Raw genomic sequence first — 19,779 nt, 5'->3', positions numbered from 1 at the left:
TCGGCGGTCGCCGTCACGAGTCCTTCCCCTGCCCGTGGAGCTGTTCGACGAGCGAGGCGAGGACCCGGTCGGTGCGCGGTCCGTAGTTCAGCAGGACGCCGTCGTCGACGGAGACGACCCGGCGGTCCATGCCGGCCGGGGTCTGGGCGACGCCGGGGATCTTCACCAGCCCGTCGACGCCGCCGACGGAGTCCAGGCCCTTGCTCATCACGAGGATCGCGTCCGGCGCCGCCTTGGCCAGCGCCTCGCTGGTGATGGCGGTGAAGTCCTTGGTGAGCCCGGACTCCTTGCCCGCGTCGATCGCGCCGGCCGCCTCCAGCAGGGACGACGCACCGGACTCGGCGCCGCCGATGAGGTACACGGAGGCGGAGCCGCGCAGATAGAGGAAGGCGACGCGCGGCTCCTTGCCGTCGGCGGGCTTCGGGATCGTCTTCCGGACCGCGGCGATGCGGGACTCGGTGCGCTCGACGAGTTCGGCGCCGGCGGCCTGGACGCCGAGTGCGCCGGCGACCGCCTCGATCCTGGTCCGTACGTCGTCCAGGCCCTTCGCGGTCTCCACGGTGACGAGCGGGACGCCGGCGTCGCGGATCTGGGCCACGGCCTCGTCGGGTCCCGTGGTCGTGTCCGCGAGGACGAGGGTGGGCTTGAGGGACAGCACGCTCTCGGCGGACACGTCGTGGCCCCGGGTCACCACCGGGAGCTCCTCGGCCTGTTCGAAGGTGGCGGTGACGTCGCGGGCGACGACGCGCTCCCCGAGCCCGAGGGTGTACACGATCTCGCTGAGGGAGCCGGACAGCGGCACGATCCGCTCGGCGGAGGCCACCGTGACCTGCTTGCCGTCCGCGGAGTCGACGGTCACCGGCAGCTTCGGCGCCGGCGTGCCGGCGAGCGGTTCGACCCGGTCGGCGGGCGCCGAGGCGGAGCCGCCCCCGTCCGGTTTCGCGGCGGTGTCGCCGCTGCCGCAACCGGTGGCCGCGAGGCCGACGGCGAGGGCGAGCGCGGCGAGTGCCGTACGCACCAAGGGGGTTCTGCGGTCCGAAGGCACGGGGGCACCGTCCTGTCTGTCCGTCGTCGGCTGCGGCCACCCGGACGGGGCCGCAAATGGGGCCCTACGGGGACTACCGACCCGGGCTGGAGATAGCTTAGGTTAGCCTTACCTTGCTGGCCAGGGTGGGGGTGCGCCGGTTGCCCGTCCCATGCCCGTCCCGTGCCCGGACGACGGGTCGTTCGTCCCAGGTGCGCGCTCCCGCGCAGCCCGCAGACGTCCACCGACCCCGATCCGGCCGCCCGAACCCGCCCTCGCGAACCCGCCCTCGCGAACCCGCCCCCCGAACCCGACTCCGGCCGTGCGCCCGAGCGCCCGTCGCCGTACCCCTGGAGGGAACCCATGCCGCCGTACCGAACGGCCCGAGCCTTCGCCGTGGCGCTGCTCGCGGCCCTGCTCGGAGCCCTGCTCCCGGCCACCGCCGCCCATGCGGCCGAGGGCGAGGTGCGGGGCGGCAGGCTCGACTGGGGCATCAAGAAGTCGTTCCAGACGTACGTCACCGGGCCGATCGCCGACGGCGGTTACCGGCTGACGTCGGGCGCGGCCACGGTCGGCGCCGGACAGTTCCGCTTCCACTCCGCCAAGGGCTCGTACGACCCGGCCACCGGCGCCTTCGAGGCCCGCTTCGGCGGCGGGGTCCACTTCACCGGCCACCGCAAGCCGAACGGCGGCCACGAGCTGGACCTGGCCGTCAGCCGCCCCACCGTGCGGATCGCGGGCGGTCGCGGCACCCTCCACGTCGACATGGTCAGCAAGGCCAGGGGCACCGGCAAGGTCACCTCCACCACCCAGGTCCCCTTCGCCTCCCTCAACCTCTCCGGCGTCAACATGAAGGGCGGCAGCGGACCGATCCGGCTCGCCAGCGTCCCCGCCACCCTCACCGCCCAGGGCGCCACCGCCTTCGCCGGCTTCTACACCGCCGGCACCGCGCTGGACCCGATCAGCCTCAGCGTCGACCTCGTGAACGCGGGCCCGCCGCGGCAGGCGCAGCCGAAGGAGCCGCAGCCGTCGGCCGGCAGCGGCTCGAAGGACGCCAAGGCCGCGAAGGACGCCACGGACGCGGCGCAGGGCACGGTCCGGGACGCCGCCGTCGACTGGGGCGTGCGCCGCACCTTCCGCGAGTACGTCACGGGCTCGATCGCCCGGGGCAAGTGGACCCTCGCCGACGGCGCGCAGGACGGCGGCGCCCTCTTCCGCTTCCCGACGGGCACCGGTGCGTACGACGCGCAGAAGCAGAGCCTCGACGCCTCCTTCGCCGGCTCCGTCCGCTTCACCGGGGAGAACCTGGACCTGACCCTCAGCAAGGTCACCGCGAAGGTCGCGGGCGGCACGGGCACGCTGAGCGCCGACGTCGCCAGCGCCGGCGCCACCACGAAGGCGGTGCCCCTGGTCACCTTCGGCGCGAAGGACTTCGCGCCGAAGGCGGGCCTGGCGACCCTCACCGAAGCGCCGGCGACGCTCACCGCGGAAGGCGCCGAGGCGTTCGGGAACATGTACAAGGCGGGCACCGAGATGGACCCGGTGTCGCTCGCGGTCGCCGTCGACGCCAAGGCCCAACTGCCCGCCCTGCCCGACCTGGGCAGCGACGTCGGGGCCGCCGCCCCGTCCGCGTCCACGCCGGCCCCGGCCGCCTCCGACGCCGCCCCGGCTGCCTCTTCGTCCTCGTCCCCGTCCCCGTCGTCGTGGTGGTCCTCGACCGCGACGTACCTCGCCGTCGGCGCGGGCGTGTTGATCGTCGCCCTCGCGCTCGCCTTCGTGGTCGTACGCCGCCGGCGCGCGACCGACACCGCGACCGAAACCCCGGCCGGCTGAACCCCCCCCGGTCTGCCGTGCCCGACCGGCCGCCCCCGGCCGGCGCCACACCCCTGAACCCATCCCCCGACACGCAGGAGCAGAACCCGATGTCAGCAACAAGGCGCCCCCTGGCCGTGGCCGCCGCGACCGCCACTGCGGTCGCGCTCGGAGCCACCGCCCTGAGCCTGCCCGCCTTCGCGGCCGGCGACGACGCGCGGCCCTCCGCCCCCGCCGCCGCGCCCACGTACCAGCTGAAGGACGGCACGCTCGACTGGGGCTTCAAGGAGACCTTCCGTAAGCACGTCGTCGAGCGCTCGGAGGGGACCATCACGGTCGCCGACGGCGCCCGACAGGCCGCCGGCAACGGCCCGTTCGCCTTCACCGCCGGCACGGGCACGTACGACATGTCCAAGCACGGCGTGCGGACCGCCTTCAAGGGCTCCGTCACCTTCGACGCCACCAAGTACGGCTACACGATCGGGCTCGCCGACCTGAAGCTGACCACCAACCGCACCAGCGGCTTCATCACCGCTGACGTCACCGCCAAGGGCGCCACCCGGCAGGACGTGCAGGTCGCAGCGCTCGACCTGACGGACAAGTCCCCCGGGCAGGGCGCCGGCGGCGCCATGGTCTTCGCGGACATCCCGGCGAAGCTGACCGCCGAGGGCGCCGAGGCCCTGGGGATGTACAAGGCCGGCGAGGAACTGGACGCCGCCACCCTCACGGTGAAGGCCGAGATGCCGCCCCGCCCCTCGCCCGACCCCGACCCCGAGCCGACGAAGCCGTCGCCCGAGCCGTCGGGCAAGCCGAGCGACCCGCCCGCGGCGCCGGACGGCGCGATCGTCGACGGCAACCTCGACTGGGGCGTCAAGGAGCGCTTCCGCTCGTACGTCACCACCGGCATGGCCAAGGGCAAGATCGAGCTCTCCGGCGGCGCCAAGAACACCGCAGCCGGATTCCGCTTCCCCAAGGGCAAGGGCACCTTCGACCCGGCGAAGAAGTCCCTCGACGCGTCCTTCGACGGCGGCGTGCGCTTCCTCGGCCACGAGATCCAGGGCACGTACCTGCTCGACCTCAAGCTCAGCGACCTGAAGGTCCGGGTGCAGGGCGCCAAGGGCACATTGCTCGCCGACGTGTCCACCAAGGACAAGAACACCGGCAAGGTCTCCACCCACAACGACCTCGGCCTCGCCACCCTCACCGTCCCGGCGAACGCGCTGACGGCCAAGGACAAACTGGTGCAGCTGACCGGGGTGCCGGCGAAGCTCACCGCGGACGGCAGCAAGGCGTTCAGCGGGATGTACCAGCCGGGGGAGGAACTGGACCGGGTGAACGTCGCGGTCGCCCTCGACAAGTCGGTGAAACTGCCCGCCGCCACCACCTCCGGCGGCACTTCGTCCGGTGGCTCCTCGTCCGGCGGTACGACCGGCGACGGCGCCGGTGACAGCACCGGCGGGGGTTCCGTGGGCGGCGGCTCGGTCGGCGGTGCCGTCGGAGGCGCGGCGGACGGTTCCGTGGGCGGCTCGGTCGGCGGCGGTACGGGCGGCGCCCTCGCCAACACCGGCGCCGACGTCCCGGTGACCGGGCTGCTGGCCGCCGCCGCGGGCATCGCCGCGGCCGGCGCGGGCGCGCTCGTCCTGGCCCGCCGCCGCGGCCGGGCGGGCGCCACCGGCTGATCCGCATCCCCGTCGCACGACGGCGGGGCGGCCCGGCAGCCAACGTGCCGGCGCCGCCCCGCCGTTGACGCGTGTGCACACCACCGTCCCGCGGTGCTTCAATGCCGGGGTGAACGAACGCGACCAGTTGGACGTGCTGCACGTCTTCTGCTCCGCCGACGGCCGGCACGGCAACGCCGTCTCGGTCGTCCGCGACGCCCGCCGCCACCGCGGCCCGGCCGCCCGGCAGGCCCTCGCCGCCGAAGTCGGCCGCGGCGAGACCGTGTTCGTCGACGACCCCGAGCGCGGAGCCGTCGACGTCCACGCCCCCGGCCGACGACTGCCCTTCGCCGGCGCGGCCCTGATCGGCGCCGCCTGGCTGCTCGACCTGGAAGAGCTGAACCCGCCGCCCGGGCCCGTGTGGGCCCGCGGCGACGGGGAGTTCACCTGGATCACGGTCCGCGCCGACTGGGCGCCGCCGTGCACCCTCGCGCAGCACGCCTCCCCCGCCGAGGTCGACGCGCTCACCGGCCCGCCGACCGGCGCGGCCCCGGGGGAGTGGTGGTACGCCTGGGCCTGGGAGGAGGAGGCCGCGGGCCGCGTACGGGCCAGGGCGTTCCGCCCGCTCGACACGGCAGACGGCGACGCGGCGGAGGAAGACGAGGCGACGGGTACCGCCGCGCTGCTGCTCACCGACCGGCTCGGCCGGGCCCTGAACATCACTCAGGGCCGGGGGTCGCAGATCCTGACGGCCCCCGGCCCGGGTGGCGAGGTGGAACTCGGCGGACGCGTGCGCCTGGTCTCCCAGGCGCCGGTACTCACCCCCGTCCCCCCGCCGGCCGCGGTGCCCGCCCGCCGCCTGAGCGTCACGGAGGCGCTGCGGTCGATGGGCTAGGTCGTGTCCGCCAAGTCCCGTGAGGTCCCGTGCGGCGGCGCGCCAGCCAAGGCAACCGCACACAAGACGTTCCGGACGCGACCTGGGGCCGGTCCGTACGGCCGCGGTGGTGCGGATCAGGCGCTGAGCGGGTACGCCTCGTTCAGCTCCCAGAACACCGCGCTGTTGTAGTCGAAGGCGCGGCGGCACTCGTCCACGATCCGCTGCTTCTCCAGGTCGTCCGCGTCCACCGAGTCCAGCAGTTCGCGGTACGCCCGCTTGAACGCCGCCGGGTTGGAGATCCGCTCGAACACGTAGAACCGCACACCGTCGCCCTTGCGGTTGAAGCCCCAGGTCTTCTCGGCCTGGTCGCGGATGACCTGGCCGCCGGAGAGGTCACCCAGGTAGCGGGTGTAGTGGTGCGCCACGTAGCCGGCGGGCCAGTTCCGTGCGCACTCCTCGATCCGGGCGACGTACGCCGCCGTCGCCCGCAGCGGCCGGGCGCCCTCCCACCAGCGCTCGCCCCGCAGGTGCGCGAGGTCGCGCTCCAGCTCGGGCGTGCGCATCAGCTCGTCGCGGACGAACGGCCCAGCGACCGGGTCGTCCCGCAGCGACTCCGCGGCCTCCTCCAGCGCCCGGTACACGAACCACAGCTGCTCGGTGTAGCGCGCGTACGCCTCGATGCCCAGCTGCCCGGCGAGCAGGTGGCCGATGAAGGGGGAGGCGTTCGCCTCGTCGTGCTTGTCGTGCGTGGCGGAGCGCAGCAGCTGGGAGAAGGGGGCGGGGGCGGTGGCGTCCACGGCGGACCTCCGGGGCGATGGGACGGGCTGAGACGGACAGCACAGACGGCAGCGGCCCACGGCTGTTGCCAGCACCAATTCTCTCTACTTAGGCTTACCTAAGTCAATGTGTTCCCGACGTGCTGTCGGTAAAACCCGTTCCCGTCCCCGTCTTCGCGGACTTCCCGCCCCCGTACGGTCAGGGGAGCGTCAGGATCTCGGTGCCCGTGTCCGTCACCACCAGCGTGTGCTCGAACTGCGCGGTCCGCTTCCGGTCCTTGGTGACCACGGTCCAGCCGTCGTCCCACATGTCGTACTCGTGCGTCCCCAGCGTCAGCATCGGCTCGATCGTGAACGTCATCCCCGGCTGGATAACGGTGGTGGCGTGCGGGGCGTCGTAGTGCGGGACGATCAGTCCGGAGTGGAACGAGGAATTGATCCCGTGGCCCGTGAAGTCCCGCACCACGCCGTACCCGAAGCGCTTGGCGTACGACTCGATGACCCGCCCGATGACGTTGATCTGCCGCCCCGGCTTGACCGCCTTGATCGCCCGGTTCAGCGACTCCCGGGTGCGCTCCACCAGCAGCCGTGACTCCTCGTCCACGTCACCGCACAGATACGTGGCGTTGTTGTCGCCGTGCACGCCGCCGATGTACGCCGTCACGTCCAGGTTCACGATGTCGCCGTCGCGCAGCACCGTGGAGTCCGGGATGCCGTGGCAGATCACCTCGTTCACCGAGGTGCACAGCGACTTGGGGAAGCCCCGGTAGCCCAGGGTGGACGGATACGCCCCGTGGTCGCACAGGAACTCGTGCGCGACCCGGTCCAGTTCGTCCGTGGTCACGCCGGGCGCGATGTGCTTCGCGGCCTCGGCCATCGCCCGGGCGGCGATGCGCCCGGCGACGCGCATCCGCTCGACCGTCTCGGGGTCCTGCACCTCCGGCCCGGTGTAAGGGGTCGGGGCGGGCTTCCCGACGTATTCGGGGCGCTTGACGGCGGCGGGAACGGAGCGGGTGGGGGAGAGCTCACCCGGCACGAGCAATGACTGGCCAGACATGTCAGCGAGTCTAACCACGGGGCGTGGGGCAGCATGGGGACGAGAGGGAAGAGGGAGGCGTTGGTGATGGCGCTGTTCAAGCGGCGGACGGTCGGGAAGCCGGGCGAGTGGTACTACTGCCTGAAGCACCAGAAGGTAGAGGAGGGGCCGGAGTGTCCGGCGAAGGACCGGATGGGGCCGTACGGGTCGCCTAAGGAGGCGGCCCATGCCATGGAGACGGCGCGGGAACGCAATGCGGAGTGGGACGAGGACCCCCGCTGGCACGAGCCCCCACCGAAGTAGCCCCCGCCCCGCGTGACCTCGCGGTTCCCCTGCGGGTGCGTTGCTGTCTGCGAACAGCCCGCCACCGGGCCGCAGACGGCAACGCACCCGCAGGGAAACGGCGGGTATCTCCAGGCGGCGCAGAGCGCAGGGCGCAGGGCTACAGCGGGGTGGCTTCCTTTTCCGCGCGGCGGCGTTGGGCGTCGGCATCCGTCGACGCGTCGTACGCCACCAGCTTCGGCATCGCCGCAGCCAACGCACCCACCACCGCCACGCACGCCACACCCCCCGCCCACACCGCCGGCCGCGTCCCCGTCCAGCCCGCCATGGCACCCGCCCTGACCTGGCCCATCTGCGGGCCCACGCTGTACGACAGCACCTCGATGCCCGCGAGCCGGCCCCGGAGGTTGTCCGGGATCGTCTGGTTCCAGATCGTGCTGCGGGCCAGACCGCTGAGCATGTCGCCGGCGCCCGCGAACGCCAGCGCCAGCAGCACCAGCCACACGTTGTCGAACACCCCCGCCGCCACTATCCCCAGCCCCCACGCCATCGCCCCGAAGATCAGCAGCAGGCCGTGCCGCTGCACCCGCGAGGTCCAGCCGCTCGTCAGGCTGAGGGCGACCGAGCCCACCGAGACCGAGGCGTACATCAGGCCCAGGGACCACTCCGCGTCCAGCTCGTCCGCGAGGAACGGGAAGATCGCCATCGGTGCGGAGAGCACCATCGCCAACAGGTCGACCGCGTACGTGCCCATCAGCACCGGCCGTGACCAGGCGTACCGGGCGCCCTCCGCGATGCCGCGCAGCGACGGCCGCTCCGCGTCGCCCGCCGCCGGCGCGGGCGCCAGCCGCAGGCAGAGCGCGACGGAGACCGCGAAGGTGACGATGGTGATGCCGTACGCCGTGGCGTGGCCCGCGTACGCCACCACCACGCCCGCCAGCGAGGGCCCGAGGATGCCGCCCGCCTGCCAGCGCAGGGCGTTCAGCGCGGCTGCCGCGGTGAGTTGGTCGTGCGGCACGATGCGGGCCATCAGCGAGTCCAGCGCCGGCCGCTGGAGCCCGGCCAGCGCGGAGACGCCCGCCGCGACCACGTACAGCGGCCACAGCAGCGGCTCCGGCAGCAGCGAGTTCACCAACAGCAGCAGCGCCAGGAAGCCCAGTCCCGCCTCGGTCCACAAGATCACCTTGCGACGGTCCATCGCGTCCGCGAGCGCCCCGCCGTACAGCCCGAACACCATCAGCGGCACCAGCTCGACGGCGCCCATGGCGCCCACCGCGAGGGGCGATTCGGTCAGGTCCTTGATCTGGAGCGGCAGGGCGATCATCGCCATGAAGCTGCCGAAGAAGGTGATCAGGCCCTGGCCCCACAGCAGCCGGAAGTCCCGGGAGGAGTGCCAGGGGGAGAGGTCGGGGAGTATCGCGGAGAGCTTGGACGCCACAACCGGTCATCGTCACGGCGGTTGGATGGTGCGGGCAAACGATTTTCCCCGCGGTGCCTGCCGGCGGGGTGCGCGAGCGCCGCTCACCAACGTTCCGGCGGCGGCGACGTCAGCTGGTCCACCAGCCGGGACACCCGGTCCCTGAAGTGCCGGCTGCCGCGCGCCACCGGCAGGCCGTTCTCCCCGGCCGCCGCGCTCACCAGGTGCTGCACCGTGTCCAGGTCCACCTCGTCGCTCTCCGGGCGGACCGACAGCCACTCGTGCGCCAGCCCCTGCACGTCCGCGTCGCCGGACTCCAGCGCGAGGACCGTCGCCCCGCTGCGACGGGCGTCGTGGACCCGCTCCAGCAGGACCTCGCCCGGACGGTCCGGGGCCACCAGCAACAGCGTCTCGCCCCGGCGCACGCCGCCCAGGCGGTCCAGGCCCACCGCGAGGTGCGGCGGGGCGCCGGGGCGGGTGCCGTGGCGCACCAGGGTCGGCGTCAGCTCGGGCCGGCCCGACCAGGCCGCCTCGTCCACCAGGTGCGCGGCCAGGTGCCAGGGCTCGTACTCCGCCGTCCCGACCAGCAGCAGCCCGCCGCCGCGCGGGACCACGGACGACCGGAGGACCCCGGCGAACCGTCGGGCGGCGGCGGGCCACCGGGTGCCCGCCAGGACCTCGCGCAGCAGCGCGACGCGTACGGCATCCATGGCCCGCATCCTGGAGCACGCGCCGCCGGGGCGAGCACCGCTTCGGCGGGACTCACCCGTACGTGTACCTGCCAGTAGGGTCGGGCTCATGACTTCCACTGACAACACCGCCGGCGCCGCGGCAGCCGCATCCGCCCCCAAGGACCCCTGGGAGCTGCCGGACGTGTCCGGACTCGTCGTCGGCGTCCTCGGCGGCACCGGCGACCAGGGCCGCGGGCTGGCCTACCGGCTCGCCAAGGCCGGCCAGAAGGTGATCATCGGCTCCCGCGCCGCCGAGCGCGCCCAGGCAGCCGCGGCCGAACTGGGCCTCGGCATCGAGGGCGCGGACAACTCCGAGTGCGCCCGCCGCAGCGACGCGGTGATCGTCGCCGTGCCGTGGGACGGGCACGCCAAGACGCTCCAGGCGCTGCGCGAGGACCTCGCCGGCAAGCTGGTGATCGACTGCGTGAACCCGCTCGGCTTCGACAAGAAGGGCGCGTACGCCCTCAAGCCGGCGGAGGGCAGCGCCGCCGAGCAGGCCGCAGCGCTGCTGCCGGACTCGCGGGTGACCGCGGCGTTCCACCACCTGTCCGCGGTCCTGCTCCAGGACGAGGCCATCGACGAGATCGACACGGACGTGATGGTGCTGGGCGAGTCCCGGGCCGACACGGACCTGGTCCAGGCGCTCGCGGGCCGCATCCCCGGCATGCGCGGCGTCTTCGCCGGCCGGCTGCGCAACGCGCACCAGGTGGAGTCGCTGGTGGCCAATCTGATCTCGGTGAACCGCCGCTACAAGGCCCACGCGGGGCTGCGGGTCACCGACGTGTGAGCGCCGGCGGGGCATGGGGGACACTGGAGCGGGCGCACGACCCACGTCGCGACGCCCGCCAGCACCCGCCAGGACCGACAGGAGCCGACCCCATGCCCCGCCTCGCCGTCTACTCCCTCGCCGTCTGCGCGCTCGCCGTGGCGGCGGCGGTGGTCTCGTTCGTCCAGGGCATGTGGATCGGTGTGGTGTGGGTGTTGCTGGCGGGGTTGTCGTCGAACATGGCGTGGTACTACATCCGCCGCGGAAAGGTACGCGCCGGGGTGAGGTGACCCCGCAAGCCTCAGCCCGCCGGGGCTCGCGCCCCTGAAGACCCGCCGTTCCCGTCTGCGGCCTGTCTGTGGCTGTTCGCGCAGTTCCGCCGTGGGGGACCCCAGCGCCCCTCAAGACCTCGCTGATGCCCGGCAGACAAATGACGGGGGCAGCAAAACAGGGGCGCGGGCGGCCCGCAGGGTCAGAGCCAGGACGCGCACGCCGCGTTTTCGCCGCGCCAGAACCGGTAGTACTCGTAGCCACAGCTCGACTCCAGGTCCCCCACCCCCAAGCCCCGCAAAATCGCGTCCACCACGTCGAAGAACGCCCTGTTCACCTCCGGCACGAAGAAGAGCAGGGCGAACACGACCAACAGGCCGTACGGCGCGATCGGCTCCACGCGGCGGCGCAGGGACGGGGACAGCCACGGCTCGACCACCCCGTATCCGTCGAGCCCCGGCACCGGCAGGAAGTTCAACAGCGCCGCGGTGATCTGGAGCAGCGCCAGGAAGCCCAGCGCGAACTGGAACAGGACCGGCACGCCGTCCAGCCCGCCCAGCCAGAACGGCGCCGTGCACACCACCGCGAACAGCGCGTTCGTCAGCGGGCCCGCCGCCGAGATCAGACTGTGCCGCCAGCGACCCCGGATCCGGCCGCGTTCGATGAAGACCGCGCCGCCCGGCAGTCCGATGCCGCCCAGGATCACGAAGAGGACCGGCAGGATCACGCTGGTCAGCGCGTGCGTGTAGGCCAGCGGGTTGAGCGTGAGGTAGCCCTTGTCGGCGATGGTGACGTCCCCGCTGTGCAGTGCCGCGCGGGCGTGCGCGTACTCGTGCAGACAGAGCGAGACGACCCACGCCGCGGTCACGAAGAGGAAGACCGCGACCCCGGCGGTCTTCCCGAAGTCCGTCCACACGGCCCACCCCGAGACCGCCCCGATCGCGACGATCCCGAGGAAGACGGGGCTGATGCCCCGCCCGCTGCGGCGGGAGGCGGTGTGGATCATGGGTGCGACTCCTGTGGGGTGACGGCGTGCGCACCGACCGTACCCGGCGCGCCGCTCCCGCGTCCGCACCCCGACCGAACCGGATCACGGGTGCCGAGCGACGACGAACGGGCGTTGGGGACAATGAACGGGTGCGCTACTCGCTGCTCGGCACCACCGAGGTCCATGACGACGACGGCGCGCCCGTCGCGATCGGCGGCGCGCGGCTGCGGTCGCTACTGGCCGTGCTGGCACTGCGTGCCGGCCGGGCGGTGCCCGTGGCCGTGCTCGTCGACGAGGTGTGGGACGGCGATCCGCCCGCCGACGCGACCGGCGCCCTACAGGCCCTCGTGGGCCGGCTGCGGCGCACCATCGGCGCGGACGCCGTGCTCTCCGACGGCGGCGGCTACCGGCTCGGCGCCGACCACGACGACGTGGACCTGCACCGTTTCACCCGGCTCGCGGGCGAGGGCCGGCGCGCCCTGGACGACGGGGACGCCGCGAAGGCGCTGGACGTCCTGGACGACGCCCTCGGGCTGTGGCGCGGCCCCGCCCTCGCGGACCTCCCCGACGGCGGTGCGGAAGCCGCCCGGCTGGAGGCCCGCCGGCTGGAGGCCGTACGCACCCGGCTGACCGCGCTCACGGCGCTCGGGCGGGCCGAGGAGACCCTCCCGGAGCTCGCCGACCTGTGTGCCGCGCACCCCCTCGACGAGCCCCTGCACGCCCTGCACGTCCGCGCCCTGCGCGCCGCCGGCCGGCCCGCCCGCGCCCTGGACGCGTACGAGACGCTGCGCCGCTCCCTCGCCGAACGCCTGGGCACCGACCCGGGCCCGGAGCTGATCGCCCTGCACCGCGAGCTGCTCGCCCCCGCCGAACCGTCGCCCGCGCCCGTACGAGCCCCCGTACCGAACAACCCCGTACGGGCTCCGCGCGGCAACCTCCGCGCCCGGCTGACGTCCTTCGTCGGCCGCGAGGACGACATCGCGGACCTCCGCGACGACCTGCAGCGCGCCCGGCTGGTGACGCTGCTCGGCCCCGGTGGGTCCGGCAAGACCCGGCTCTCGCAGGAGGCGGGGGAGCGGGTCGCCGCCGACCACCCCGACGGCGTGTGGCTGGTCGAACTCGCCCCCGTGAACGACCCGGAGACCGTGCCCGAAGCCGTCCTCGCCGCGCTCGGCGCCCGCGGCCCCGTGCTGCGCGGCGCCGGCGCCGAGGAGATGAGGGTCGCCGAAGGGACCGGGGACGAACCGCTGCGGCGGCTGGTCGAGCTGTGCGCCCGGCGCAGGATGCTGCTGATCGTCGACAACTGCGAACACGTGGTGGGCACCACGGCCGCCCTGGTGGAACGCCTCCTCGGCGACTGCCCCGGCGTCACCGTGCTGGCCACCAGCCGTGAGCCGTTGGGGGTGCCCGGGGAGGTGGTGCGGGCGGTGGACCCGCTGCCCCAGGAGGTGGCGCTGCGGCTGCTCGCGGACCGCGGCGCGGCGGCGCGGCCCGGGTTCTCGGTGGCGGACGACCCGGAGGCGTGCGCGGAGATCTGCCGACGCCTGGACGGGCTGCCGCTGGCGGTCGAGTTGGCCGCGGCGCGGCTGCGCGCGTTGGCACCCCGGCAGATCGCGGACCGGCTGGACGACCGCTTCCGGCTGCTGACCAGCGGCAGCCGTACCGTACTGCCCCGGCAGCAGACCCTGCGCGCCGTCGTCGACTGGTCCTGGGACCTGCTGGACGAGGCCGAACGGACCGTGCTGCGGCGGCTGTCGGTGTTCGCCGGCGGCTGCGCGCTGTCGGCGGCCGAAGCCGTCTGCGGCCAGGAACTGCCCGCGGCGGGCGACGTGTTGGACGTACTGGCCGCGCTGGTGGACAAGTCGCTGGTGGTCGCGGTGCCCGACGAGGCCGCCGGGATGCGCTACCGACTGCTGGAGACCGTCGCCGAGTACGCCGCCGAACGCCTCGACCAATCCGGCGAACGCGCCCCGGTGGAGCGCCGCCACCTCGTCCACCACCGGGAGCTGGCCCGCGCCACCGACCCCCTGCTGCGCGGCCCCGACCAGCACGTCGCGCTCGCCCTGCTGGACGTCGAGTACGAGAACCTGCGCACCGCGCTGCGCCGCGCCGTCGCCGCCCGCGAGGAACAAGAAGTCCTCTCCCTCGTGATGTCCCTCACCTGGTACTGGCAGATGAAGGACCTGCGCACCGAGACCCGCCACTGGACCGTCGCCGCCCGCGAGCTGGGCCCCGACCCCTTCGGCCCGGACTGCGGCCCCGCCGAACCCGTCCACGAACGCCCCACCGACCTCCCCCCGCCCTGGCCGGCCCATCTGCTCGACGAGGCCCGCCGCAGCAACGACATGATGCGGATGGTGGTGATCAACCGCGACATGGAGGTGTGGACTTCGCCCCACGGCCTGGACCGACTGCGCAGGGTCACCCGGGTCTACCACGCCGGCCTGCCGCAGATCTGCCGCCACCCGGCGTCCATGTGGTTCTTCGCCGTGCTGCTGACCGGGGACCTGGAAGCCCTCAAGAAGGTGCTCAACGACACCGTACGGACCAGCCGGTCCCTGCCCGGATACGACTGGGAGCTGGCGTCGGCGCTGGAGACCCGGGCCAACGTCCTCGCCAACCGGACCCGCTGGGCCGGCGACGCCATCCGCGACGCGGACGAGGCGTTGGAGATCTTCCAACGGCTCGGCGACTCCTGGGGCGAGGCCGAGTCCCTGGCCGCCCGCGCGGAGGCGCGGGAGCGGCGCGGCGACTACGCGGACGCCGCTGACGACTACGCCGCCGCCGTCGCGCGGGCCGAGCGGATCGGCGCCCACGGCCAGGTCGCCGTGTTGCGGGCCCGGCTCGGCGGCGCGCTGATGGAGTTGGGCCCGGAGGAGGGCGCCCGGGGCGAGGCGATCCTCCGTGAGGTCGTCGACGGCCAGGACGTCGAGTTCCACGAGGCCAGCGCCGTCGCCCGGATCGTGCTCGGGCTGTGGCTCGGCAGGACGGGTCGGATCGCGGAGTCACGGGAGCTGATGACCGAGATGCTGGGCCAGTTCCAGGCCAGCATGCTCGTCGCCTTCGAGGACATGGTGCGTGGCTTCCTCGCCTGGCTGGACCACCTCGACGGCCACCACGAGCGGGCCCTGGCCGGGGCGCGCCGGGCCCTGGAAGGGGCGCTGACGCCGCTGTGCAGGGCGGTCGCCCCGCACATGATCGCGCCCCAGCTCGTCACGGCGGCCGGTGCACTGTCCGCGCTCCACCCCGAGCGCGCCGCCGACGCCGCACGCATCCTCGGCGCGGCCGACGCCCAGCGGATGGCGGACTACGCCATGCCGCGCCATGAGGCGGAACAGCACGAGCAGGTGGAGGCGCGGCTGCGGGCCCTGCTCAAGGAGGCCTACCCGGCTGCGTACGCCGAGGGCGACGGCCTCTCCGCCGAAGAGGCCGTCGCCCTCGTCTGAGCCGGCCCCGAGGGGCGCCGCTCACGTCTTGGTGCGGAACCTGCGGACCGCGAGCGGCGCGGTGACCGCGGTGATCGCCGCCGTCCAGACCAGCGTCATCCACACCGAGTCGCCGACGGGCGTGCCGTTGATCAGGGCGCGGGCCGCGTCCGCCAGGTTGGACAGCGGGTTGTACTTGGTGAACGTCTCCAACCAGGCGGGCATCGTGTCCGGCGGCGCGAAGATCGACGAACCGAACTGGAGCGGCATCAGGATGAGCATCGCCATCCCCTGGACGGCCTGCGCGGTGCGCAGGGCCAGCCCCAACAGGATGAAGATCCACATCAGCGAGGCGCCGAAGAGCAGCGACAGGCCCATGGCGGCCAGCAGCCCGGCGAAGGTGCCGCCGACCTCCAGATCGAGCAGGAAGCCCATGCCCAGCAGGATGACCATGGCGACGAGCATCCGGCCGACCTCGACGACGACCTTCGCGATCAGTACCGAGGAACGGGCGATCGGCATGGACCGGAAGCGGTCCATCACGCCCTTCTTGAAGTCGTCGTTGACGCCCGAGCCGACCGCCATGGCGATGTTCAGGCCCATCATCGCCATCAGACCGGGCACCACGTAGTTGACGTAGTCCTGCTGGTTGCCCTTGCCGGAGATCGCGCCGCCGAAGACGTACACGAACAGCAGCGTGAAGATGATCGGCATCAGCAGGACGTCGAACATCGACTCCGGGTCGTGCTTGATCTGCATGGTGTTGCGGCGGGCCAGCGCACCGATGTGGCGCAGGTTGGCGCGCAGCCCGATGCGGCCCTCGCCCGCCGGGCGGGGCGCGGCCTTCGGCGCCGTGCCGGCCGCCGTGCGGGTGGGCTCGCTGGTGGTGGTGGCGCTCATGCGGCGACCTCCTCAAGGGCCGCCTGCGACCCGCTCGTCTTCTCTCCGGTGATGGCCAGGAACACCTCGTCCAGGCTCGGCAGGTGGGTGCCGATGTGGGCGATCTCGAAGCCGCGCTCGGCCAGCAGGCCGATCACCGCGGTCAGTTGCACGTCGGCCAGGATCGGTACGTACAACTGGCCCTCCTCGGGCACCGTGCGCACCCCGCTGATCCCGTCGAGGCCGGTCTCGGCCAGCGCCCGCGCCATCTCGGACAGGTCGGCCGGGTCGGACGGGCGCACCACCAGCGCCCGGCCGCCGACCTTGGCCTTCAGCTCGTCCACGCCGCCGCTGGCGACGACCCGGCCCCGGTCGATGACGGTCAGCTCGTGCGCGAGCTGCTCCGCCTCCTCCATGTACTGGGTGGTGAGCAGCACCGTGGCGCCTTCGAAGACCATGGTGCGGACCTCGTCCCACACCTCGTTGCGGGTCCGCGGGTCCAGTCCGGTGGTCGGCTCGTCCAGGTAGAGCACCGAGGGCCGCCCGATCATCGAAGCGGCCAGGTCGAGCCGGCGCCGCATGCCGCCGGAGTACTGGGCGGCGGGCCGCTTCGCCGCCTCGGTGAGGGAGAAGCGCTCCAGCATCTCGTCGCTGCGGGCCCGGGCGTCCCTGCGCGACAGGTCGAGCAGCCGCCCGATCATGTACAGGTTCTCCCAGCCGGACAGCTTCTCGTCGACGGAGGCGTACTGCCCGGTCAGACCGATGGCGCGGCGCAGCGCCCGGGGCTGGTGCACCACGTCGTAGCCGGCGACGGTCGCGGTCCCGGCGTCCGGGACGATCAGGGTGGACAGGCAGCGTACGAGGGTGGTCTTGCCGGCACCGTTGGGGCCGAGCACGCCGAGCACGGTGCCTTCGCGGACGTCGAGGTCCACGCCGTCCAGCGCCTTGGTCTCCCCGTAGTGCTTGACCAGCCCCCGCACCTGAACGGCGGTGTCCCCGGCGCCGTGCGGGTTCTTGTCGTTTCGCATCATGCCGTCCACGGTGCCGGCCGCCGCCGACAGATCGCCGACACTCCACCGACAGCGGCCGTCAGTGGCCGACAGCGGCCGTGGACGGCCGACAGCCCGCCGACGGGGGAAGATCGGCGGGCTGTCGTCTGTGCCGGGGGTGGCTCGGGTGTGCCGCGGGCCTCAGTGGAAGGTGTGCTCCTCCTGCGGGAAGGCGCCGCCCACGACGTCGTCGGCGAACGCCTTCGCCGCGTCGCCCAGGGTGCGCCGCAGGTCCGCGTACTGCTTGGTGAACCGGGGCACCTTGCCGCCGGTCAGGCCCGCCATGTCCGTCCAGACCAGGACCTGGGCGTCCGTGTCGGGGCCCGCGCCTATCCCGATCGTCGGGATGTGCAGCGAGCGGGTGACCTCGGCGGCCAACTCGGCGGGCACCAGTTCCAGCACGAGGGCGAAGGCGCCGGCGTCCTGGGCGGCCTTGGCGTCCCGCAGCAGCCGGTGCGCGGCCTCCTCGTCCCGGCCCTGCACCCGGTAGCCCATGGTGTTCACGGACTGCGGGGTCAGGCCCAGGTGGGACATGACGGGGATGCCGGCCTGGACGATCAGCTCGGTCTGCGGCAGCGAGCGCTCGCCGCCCTCCAGCTTCACGGCCCCCACCCCGGCGTCCTTGACCAGCCGGGTGGCGTTGCGCAGGGCCTGTACCGGCCCTTCCTGGTACGAACCGAACGGCAGGTCGCCGACGACGAGGGCGCGCTGGGTGCCCCGGACCACCGCGGCGGCCAGCAGCGTCATCTCGTCCATGGTGACCGGGACGGTGGTGTCGTAGCCGAGGTGGGTGTTCCCCATGGAGTCGCCGACGAGGACGACGGGGATGCCCGCCTCGTCGAAGACGGAAGCGGTCATCGCGTCGTAGGCGGTGAGCATGGGCCACTTCTCGCCGCGCTCCTTGGCGGCGGCGACGTCGTGGACCGTGATGCGGCGAGTGCCCTTGCCCCCGTACAGCGCCTTGCTGCTGTCGGCGGGCTTGTGGGCAGCCTGAAGCGTCATGGCTTGCGGCTCCTTACGTCATCTCGTGGCGCCCTGACGGCGTCCCCGGATCACCCCCATGGTGGCACTTCGTGCCGCACCGTGGAAAGACCGGGGGCCGCTCGGTGACGCCCCGTGACGTCAGGTGTCCGACCCGCCCGCACCCGATGGGGTCCGGGGGTGTTGTGATGCTTCGGTCACACCTGCACCACCTGCGCCGATACGAGGAACCGCGACGCGCCCCGCAACCGTCATCGAAAGCGTACGGCCGCCCCTGGGCGGCACGGGGAAGTACCGTCATCGCCTAGTGTCGGGGCCGAAGCTGGTGTGTGGCGGCGCAAGGCAGTGAGGAAAAGCTCTTATGGTGCAGGCGTACGAAGCGGAGACGGAGAGCGGCGACCCGAAGGACCCGGTCACCCCATCCCGATCCCGGCTCCGTCGCCTGGGGCCGTTCCGGAGTTGGCGCGGCGATCCGGGCATCTGGCGGCGCGGCCTGGTCCTCGCCGGGTGCGCCGCGCTCGTCGCCCTCCTGACGGGGCTTCACGCCCACGTTCCCAACCGGATAGGGAACCTGGGCAGCCTCTCCGAGACGTTCCTGCCGTGGCTGACGGTGGTCACCGTGCCGCTGTTGCTGCTGGTGGCGCTGTGGCGGCGGTCGGCGACGGCGCTGATCGCCCTGCTGCTGCCCGTGCTCGTCTGGTTCAACCTCTTCGGCGGCCTGATCACCGACAAGTCCACCGGCGGGGGCGATCTGACGGTCGCTTCGCACAACGTCAACGCGGACAACCCCGATCCGGAGCGCACCGCGAAGGACGTCGCGGCGTCGGGCGCGGACGTCCTCGCGCTCCAGGAACTGGCCCCGGGCCGGGTCTCCGCGTACCGCGACGCGCTCGCGGAGACGTACAAGTACCACGCCGTGCAGGGCACGGTGGGCCTGTGGAGCAAGTACCCGCTCCAGGACGTCGCCCCCGTCGACATCCGGCTCGGCTGGACCCGCGCGATGCGGTCCACGGTCGTCACGCCCCAGGGCGAGGTCGCGGTCTACGTGGCCCACATGCCGTCCGTACGGGTCAAGATGCGCGCGGGCTTCACGGCGAGCGAACGCGACCGGAGCGCGGACGCGCTGGGCGAGGCGATCTCGCGGGAGCGGGTGGCGGGGGTCGTGCTGCTGGGCGACCTCAACGGCACGATGAACGACCGTGCGCTGAAGTCGGTGACGGCGCAGATGAGGTCGACGCAGGGGGCGGCGGGGGACGGGTTCGGCTTCAGCTGGCCGGCGTCGTTCCCGATGGCGCGGATCGACCAGATCCTGGTGCGGGGGGTGGAGCCGGTCTCGTCCTGGACGCTCCCCCGCACGAACAGCGACCACCTCCCAGTAGCAGCCAGCATCAAACTCTGACGGTCCGCCATGCGGCGGGCTCGACGGTCGACCCACGGGCCGCAGCCCCACGACTGCGTTGGCCTCCGCGCCCTGGCGGGGCTTGTTCGCGCAGTTTCGCCCCCTGTGCCCTGCGGGCACGGGGGGACCCCCAGCGCCCCAAACACCCTGCCCTCGGCCCGCAGACAAACGACGGGGGCAGCGAAACAGGTGGCGCTGGGGGTCTCCCCAGGCCCTCTGGGGCCGAGGGGGCGGAACTGCGCGACGAGCCCACCACCGGGGCGCGGAGACCAATGTTCCCGCAGGGAAACGGCGAGTGCGTCAGACGCACGGGGCTAGGTGTATTGCCCTGGGAGGTTGTGGACGGGTGACGCAGGTCTCGGCCGATGTGTCTTGAACGGGTGAGGGCCTTCCGGGTTCGGTGTGGATT

General features: G+C 73.1%; 17 protein-coding genes. 8 read left to right on the top strand and 9 right to left on the bottom strand.

Annotation, left to right across the window (positions count from 1 at the left end; genetic code table 11):
* Positions 1-13: 13 nt before the first annotated feature.
* Positions 14-1,018, bottom strand: coding sequence for an ABC transporter substrate-binding protein (locus tag ABZ842_RS32950; RefSeq protein ID WP_361545301.1), 1,005 nt, complete (start codon positions 1,016-1,018; stop codon positions 14-16).
* Between the two features lie 369 nt (positions 1,019-1,387).
* Between ABZ842_RS32950 and ABZ842_RS32945 the strand changes: the two genes are divergently transcribed.
* The 3 genes from ABZ842_RS32945 to ABZ842_RS32935 all read left to right on the top strand — a co-directional run bounded on the left by ABZ842_RS32945 (position 1,388) and on the right by ABZ842_RS32935 (position 5,389).
* Complete coding sequence (locus tag ABZ842_RS32945) at positions 1,388-2,857, top strand: HtaA domain-containing protein (RefSeq protein WP_361545298.1); 1,470 nt, start codon at positions 1,388-1,390, stop codon at positions 2,855-2,857.
* 89 nt (positions 2,858-2,946) lie between these two features.
* Positions 2,947-4,515 carry an HtaA domain-containing protein gene (locus ABZ842_RS32940; RefSeq protein ID WP_361545295.1) on the top strand — a complete coding sequence of 523 codons (1,569 nt, stop codon included), beginning with the start codon at positions 2,947-2,949 and terminating at the stop codon, positions 4,513-4,515.
* 109 nt (positions 4,516-4,624) lie between these two features.
* Positions 4,625-5,389: a PhzF family phenazine biosynthesis protein gene (locus ABZ842_RS32935; protein ID WP_361545293.1), complete on the top strand. Its 765-nt coding sequence runs from the start codon at positions 4,625-4,627 to the stop codon at positions 5,387-5,389.
* Between the two features lie 116 nt (positions 5,390-5,505).
* On the opposite strand, the gene ABZ842_RS32930 is transcribed toward ABZ842_RS32935, so the two are convergent.
* Complete coding sequence (locus tag ABZ842_RS32930) at positions 5,506-6,168, bottom strand: biliverdin-producing heme oxygenase (protein WP_361545290.1); 663 nt, start codon at positions 6,166-6,168, stop codon at positions 5,506-5,508.
* 178 nt (positions 6,169-6,346) lie between these two features.
* Positions 6,347-7,204: a type I methionyl aminopeptidase gene (map, locus tag ABZ842_RS32925; protein ID WP_361545287.1), complete on the bottom strand. Its 858-nt coding sequence runs from the start codon at positions 7,202-7,204 to the stop codon at positions 6,347-6,349.
* A 66-nt stretch (positions 7,205-7,270) separates the two neighbouring features.
* Between map and ABZ842_RS32920 the strand changes: the two genes are divergently transcribed.
* Positions 7,271-7,486, top strand: coding sequence for a hypothetical protein (locus ABZ842_RS32920; protein WP_361545426.1), 216 nt, complete (start codon positions 7,271-7,273; stop codon positions 7,484-7,486).
* Between the two features lie 139 nt (positions 7,487-7,625).
* Here the strand turns inward: ABZ842_RS32920 and ABZ842_RS32915 are convergent, their stop codons facing one another.
* Positions 7,626-8,903, bottom strand: coding sequence for an MFS transporter (locus ABZ842_RS32915; RefSeq protein ID WP_361545284.1), 1,278 nt, complete (start codon positions 8,901-8,903; stop codon positions 7,626-7,628).
* Between the two features lie 83 nt (positions 8,904-8,986).
* On the bottom strand, positions 8,987-9,592 hold the full coding sequence (locus tag ABZ842_RS32910; RefSeq protein WP_361545282.1) for a hypothetical protein: 606 nt from the start codon (positions 9,590-9,592) through the stop codon (positions 8,987-8,989).
* A gap of 88 nt (positions 9,593-9,680) precedes the next feature.
* Between ABZ842_RS32910 and npdG the strand changes: the two genes are divergently transcribed.
* Both npdG and ABZ842_RS32900 read left to right on the top strand, forming a co-directional pair.
* Positions 9,681-10,400, top strand: a complete 720-nt coding sequence (gene npdG / locus ABZ842_RS32905; protein ID WP_361545279.1) for an NADPH-dependent F420 reductase — start codon at positions 9,681-9,683, stop codon at positions 10,398-10,400.
* A gap of 92 nt (positions 10,401-10,492) precedes the next feature.
* Entirely contained in the window at positions 10,493-10,669 is a 177-nt protein-coding gene (locus tag ABZ842_RS32900; protein WP_361545276.1) for a hypothetical protein, read from the top strand.
* A gap of 182 nt (positions 10,670-10,851) precedes the next feature.
* On the opposite strand, the gene ABZ842_RS32895 is transcribed toward ABZ842_RS32900, so the two are convergent.
* Positions 10,852-11,655: a site-2 protease family protein gene (locus ABZ842_RS32895; protein WP_361545273.1), complete on the bottom strand. Its 804-nt coding sequence runs from the start codon at positions 11,653-11,655 to the stop codon at positions 10,852-10,854.
* Between the two features lie 131 nt (positions 11,656-11,786).
* Here ABZ842_RS32895 and ABZ842_RS32890 point away from each other — a divergent pair, with 131 nt between their 5' ends.
* Positions 11,787-15,083, top strand: coding sequence for a BTAD domain-containing putative transcriptional regulator (locus ABZ842_RS32890; RefSeq protein WP_361545270.1), 3,297 nt, complete (start codon positions 11,787-11,789; stop codon positions 15,081-15,083).
* A 21-nt stretch (positions 15,084-15,104) separates the two neighbouring features.
* Here the strand turns inward: ABZ842_RS32890 and ABZ842_RS32885 are convergent, their stop codons facing one another.
* From ABZ842_RS32885 to panB, 3 genes are all read right to left on the bottom strand, one after another.
* Complete coding sequence (locus tag ABZ842_RS32885) at positions 15,105-15,962, bottom strand: ABC transporter permease (protein ID WP_361545267.1); 858 nt, start codon at positions 15,960-15,962, stop codon at positions 15,105-15,107.
* Positions 15,959-16,972, bottom strand: a complete 1,014-nt coding sequence (locus ABZ842_RS32880; RefSeq protein ID WP_361545264.1) for an ATP-binding cassette domain-containing protein — start codon at positions 16,970-16,972, stop codon at positions 15,959-15,961. The genes ABZ842_RS32885 and ABZ842_RS32880 overlap by 4 nt, the downstream gene beginning before the upstream one ends.
* Before the next feature lie 159 nt (positions 16,973-17,131).
* On the bottom strand, positions 17,132-17,992 hold the full coding sequence (gene panB / locus ABZ842_RS32875; RefSeq protein ID WP_361545261.1) for a 3-methyl-2-oxobutanoate hydroxymethyltransferase: 861 nt from the start codon (positions 17,990-17,992) through the stop codon (positions 17,132-17,134).
* Between the two features lie 340 nt (positions 17,993-18,332).
* Between panB and ABZ842_RS32870 the strand changes: the two genes are divergently transcribed.
* Entirely contained in the window at positions 18,333-19,370 is a 1,038-nt protein-coding gene (locus ABZ842_RS32870; protein WP_361545258.1) for an endonuclease/exonuclease/phosphatase family protein, read from the top strand.
* Positions 19,371-19,779 lie beyond the last annotated feature (409 nt).

The sequence above is a fragment of the Streptomyces sp. NPDC047315 genome (assembly GCF_040643215.1).
Taxonomy (GTDB): domain Bacteria; phylum Actinomycetota; class Actinomycetes; order Streptomycetales; family Streptomycetaceae; genus Streptomyces.
Note: the sequence above shows the minus strand (reverse complement) of the source record. Positions and strands in the feature narration are given on the sequence as shown.

Excerpts from the sequence above, each read along its gene's own strand:
- ABZ842_RS32945 (WP_361545298.1), top strand. The coding sequence starts at position 1,388 with ATGCCGCCGTACCGAACGGCCCGAGCCTTCGCCGTGGCGCTGCTCGCG.
- ABZ842_RS32940 (WP_361545295.1), top strand. The coding sequence starts at position 2,947 with ATGTCAGCAACAAGGCGCCCCCTGGCCGTGGCCGCCGCGACCGCCACT.
- map (WP_361545287.1), bottom strand. The coding sequence starts at position 7,204 with ATGTCTGGCCAGTCATTGCTCGTGCCGGGTGAGCTCTCCCCCACCCGC.
- ABZ842_RS32920 (WP_361545426.1), top strand. The coding sequence starts at position 7,271 with ATGGCGCTGTTCAAGCGGCGGACGGTCGGGAAGCCGGGCGAGTGGTAC.
- ABZ842_RS32910 (WP_361545282.1), bottom strand. The coding sequence starts at position 9,592 with ATGGATGCCGTACGCGTCGCGCTGCTGCGCGAGGTCCTGGCGGGCACC.
- npdG (WP_361545279.1), top strand. The coding sequence starts at position 9,681 with ATGACTTCCACTGACAACACCGCCGGCGCCGCGGCAGCCGCATCCGCC.
- ABZ842_RS32900 (WP_361545276.1), top strand. The coding sequence starts at position 10,493 with ATGCCCCGCCTCGCCGTCTACTCCCTCGCCGTCTGCGCGCTCGCCGTG.
- ABZ842_RS32895 (WP_361545273.1), bottom strand. The coding sequence starts at position 11,655 with ATGATCCACACCGCCTCCCGCCGCAGCGGGCGGGGCATCAGCCCCGTC.
- ABZ842_RS32885 (WP_361545267.1), bottom strand. The coding sequence starts at position 15,962 with ATGAGCGCCACCACCACCAGCGAGCCCACCCGCACGGCGGCCGGCACG.
- ABZ842_RS32880 (WP_361545264.1), bottom strand. The coding sequence starts at position 16,972 with ATGATGCGAAACGACAAGAACCCGCACGGCGCCGGGGACACCGCCGTT.
- panB (WP_361545261.1), bottom strand. The coding sequence starts at position 17,992 with ATGACGCTTCAGGCTGCCCACAAGCCCGCCGACAGCAGCAAGGCGCTG.
- ABZ842_RS32870 (WP_361545258.1), top strand. The coding sequence starts at position 18,333 with ATGGTGCAGGCGTACGAAGCGGAGACGGAGAGCGGCGACCCGAAGGAC.